The sequence below is a fragment of the Rhodococcus sp. EPR-157 genome, assembly GCF_001647195.1.
GTDB lineage: Bacteria > Actinomycetota > Actinomycetes > Mycobacteriales > Mycobacteriaceae > Rhodococcoides.
On record NZ_LVCV01000013.1, the window covers coordinates 1 to 2,957 of the forward strand.

Here is a 2,957-nt window from a genome sequence, read left to right on the forward strand (position 1 = left end):
GAATGGAGCGGTGGATCAGCTGAACTCCGCGGATGAGCGAGGTCTTGCGGGCCATCGAGGCGCTGAACAGACCGAACTTCTCCGAGGTCGTCGCCCAGGCCGCGTCGGTGCGCAGCCCGCCGGCCAGGCCCTGCACGGACAGTACGACGGTGTAGTAGGCCCGCTCGCCGGGGTTCGCGGTGCGGACGATGAACATCTCGTCCAGGCCGGTGCCGGCGACGTCGAGTGGGGCGGTCCGCCCGAGCGGGACCGGGTACTCCCAGCCGGGGTCGAGATCGGTGCTCCCGTAGGCCGGGTCGTCGGCGTTGCGGTAGACGTGCTCCCCGCGCCGCATCCGCGACCAGTTCCGCAGTCGGTGCAACTGCCGTGCCGCCAGGGAAACATCCCCGAATTCGTATGTCGAGGCGAACACCCCGACGTAGAACACGGCCACGAGCCCGACGGTCATCGCGCCACCGCCGGCGGCGAAGTAGTAGACGACGCCGATGATCAGAGCCGCGGTCCAAGTGATGAGCACCGGTGCCGAGATCCCGGTCATGCCGCGGCGCGCGATCTCGCCGCCCAGGATGGAGGTTCTCTGCTCGCTGTCGTGCTCGACGATCTCGGTCGACATCGCTTACCTGCCTTCGGCTTCGGACGGTGCGGACTCGGCACTGGATTTGGCTTTGTTCATCGCCGCTGCTGCGGACTGCGCGGCGATCGGCACCGCAGCTGCCCCGGCCGAGGCGACCGTCGCGGCCGATCCCGTCGCGAGCTTTCCGCCGAGTCGGCCGGCCATTCCCATGGTCGAGCGCTTCGGTGTCGACGCCCCGCCCTTGTCTGCGCCGCCGCTGTGGGCGGCCCCGGTGGTGTGGCCGGGGGTGGAGTTGGTCGACGGCGTCGAATGCGTGGATCGGGTGGCCTTGTCGACGCCGTCGCCGGAGCGGGTCGAGCGCGGTGTGACGGTCGACCCGCCCCCGCCACCACCACCGCCGCTGCGGCTGCGGAACAGGGCCGAGCTGCCCACGCCTCCGATGACACCACCGGCAACGGAGCCACCACCGCCGAACCCTTCGGAGTCGGCTTTGGTCGGCAGGATCGGTGCCCACTTGAGCATCGCCCACGGTGCCAGGCCGACGACGACCATCGAGGCCCCGACGAGCACGAGAGCCCCGAGCGATGTCAGGTCGCCCGAGCCGCCGCCGCCCGAGAGCAGAGCGTTGTTGGCCCCGGCGAGCACGATCGCGATGAGCAAGAACAGCATCGGCTTGCTGAGCACGATGCCGACGAACGTGAACAGTGGCCGCAGCGCCTTGGTCCGCCACGTCGGGTGCACCCACATGCCGTAGCCGATTCCGGCGACGCACGCGGTCAGCGGAAGCCCGATCTGGTGCATCAGCAGACCCAGATAGACCGACATCGCACCGAGCAGCAGGATCCCGAAGAAGACCAGGCCGACGATCGAGCCGCCGACGACGGTGTCCTTGTTCAGCGTGCCCATCGTGGCGTAGATGTTCTGCACCATCTCGGTGATCGTGGAGCCGCTGAAACTGGCGATGCCCTCGGTGAGCACTGACGCGAACTCGATCAGCAGTTGAGCCAGGGCCAGGGAGAACAGCATCATCACCACCCCGGCGGGCATGTAGCCGAAGACGTTGGTCACCAGCTCCGACGGCGAGCCCTTGTGCCGTGATCGCATGATCGCCAGCAGTACCGCCAGCGACATGACCATGATTCCCAGACCCGTCGATCCGGCGTAGTAGGTCACGAACCACTGCTGGGTGGGATCGAAGTCGCCGGTCGAAGTCAGCCCACGGAGTACGGCGTCGGTGAGTGAGAGTGCCCCGCTCTTGGTGGCGTTGACCCAGTCGTCGATCACGGTGGTCGGATCGGTGACGAAGTCGACGACGTCGTTCGCTGCCCCCGAGATCCAGGAGAACGCCTGCAGGTAGGCCTTGCCGAGCTTGTACTGAGGGGTGGCCGCGATGACCTTGCCGAGAGTGTCCTCGAGGCGCTCGGTGAACGAGGTGTTCTTGTCGATCCAGTTCGCGGTGCCGGCGAACAACCGCCCGATCGACAGATTCCAGTCCTGGCAGCGGCTCGAATCTGCCCGTTCGGCCTTCGAGCAGTCCACGAAGAAGGCGTGCATGCAGTACTGGTCGCCCGAACCCTGCGAGCACGGGTCCGACCAGGCGGCGTCGGGCACCTTGTCGGCACCGGGCAACGCCTTGATCGCGGTCAGCGAGTCCGCGTCCGGGCTCTGCGCCCAGGCGAAGCCCCATGTGCCCCATTCCTTGGTGCCCCACCGGGCGAGGTCCTCGGCGCAGGTTCCGGTCGGTGGGTGAAAGCTGGTGTCCCCGGCCGGAAACACCGTCGGCAGAGCGTCGGCGGGTGGTTCGGTCCCGTCGGCGACGGCCTGACGGGTGATCTCGGCCGTGGCCTGGGCCTGCCGGTCGGAGCCGACCGCGCCCGCACCGCCGAGCATGACGGCTTTGTTCTCGTCCGATGCGGTCCAGTACAGGAGCCGGTTTTCGTTCGTGAGTGCTTGGGAGATATAGGTTCCCAGGTCGCCGCCGTGGTCTGCGCAGTTGCCCGTGAACCAGGGCCCGCTCCGAAATTCCTCGGTGCCGCCGATGAATTTCTTGAGATCGTCCGGGAAGTGCGCGGGCAGCCTCGATGCCGGTTGTTGGGCGGTGACCGCCCCCGGTGCGGGGGCGGGAACGGCGGAAGGCTGGGCGAGCGCAACAGCGGGTGATCCGAACAGTGCCACCAGTGCGGCGGTGACCGCGATGAGAACGAGACGGCGAATCATGTTCTCTCCTAGTCGATGTAGAAGGTGTAGTACCCGGCGGTCAGTTGACCGCCGAGCGCGGAATCGGCGGCCGGGTAGGACGCGTCTTCCGGGCGCGGGCCCTGGCGGTAGGACCAGTCCTTGGCCTTCCAGTCCCCGTCCTGCCAGACCAACGAGATGTCGGTGG

1 protein-coding gene and 1 pseudogene are annotated in these 2,957 nt (G+C 67.7%); both read right to left on the bottom strand.

The annotated features are described in order from the left end of the window. Nucleotides 1-613, bottom strand: a pseudogene (locus tag A2J03_RS00370) (hypothetical protein); the annotation flags it as partial. Between the two features lie 3 nt (nucleotides 614-616). Continuing rightward, nucleotides 617-2,791, bottom strand: a complete 2,175-nt coding sequence (locus A2J03_RS00375) for a hypothetical protein (protein WP_068368144.1) — start codon at nucleotides 2,789-2,791, stop codon at nucleotides 617-619. Nucleotides 2,792-2,957 lie beyond the last annotated feature (166 nt).

What these genes read in the sequence shown, in the direction of transcription:
- A2J03_RS00375 (WP_068368144.1), bottom strand. Translation starts at nt 2,791, where the DNA reads ATGATTCGCCGTCTCGTTCTCATCGCGGTCACCGCCGCACTGGTGGCA.